Origin of the sequence: Burkholderia sp. BCC1988, assembly GCF_905339895.1 — a bacterium.
Lineage (GTDB): Bacteria > Pseudomonadota > Gammaproteobacteria > Burkholderiales > Burkholderiaceae > Burkholderia.
This window is the reverse complement of sequence record NZ_CAJPHA010000094.1, coordinates 1-299: the sequence shown is the minus strand read 5'-3', so window position 1 is coordinate 299 and position 299 is coordinate 1. Positions and strand designations below refer to the sequence as shown.

1 pseudogene is annotated in these 299 nt (G+C 69.2%); it reads right to left on the bottom strand.

The window, feature by feature from the left end:
• Positions 1–299: pseudogene (locus U4012_RS35710) on the bottom strand (phosphomannomutase/phosphoglucomutase); the annotation flags it as partial.

The following is a 299-nucleotide window of genomic DNA, read 5'->3' as shown; positions in this document are numbered from 1 at the left end:
GGGCCTCGTACGAGCCGCTGCCCGTTTCATAGCGCTCGTCGACGATGCGTCGGTACAGCGCCTGGATCTGCTCGCCGTAGATCGCCGCGCCGCGCAGCACCATCTTGAAGCCGTTGTAGTCGGGCGGGTTGTGGCTGCCGGTGACGACGATGCACGAATCGACGCGGCGCTCGCCGCCTTTCAGCGCAAGCGGCACGCTCGCCGCGAAATAGCCGACCGGCGTGGGCACCATGCCGACGTCGACGACGTCGACGCCTGCCGCACGCAGGCCATCGGCGAGTGCGCCGACAAGCTCGGGC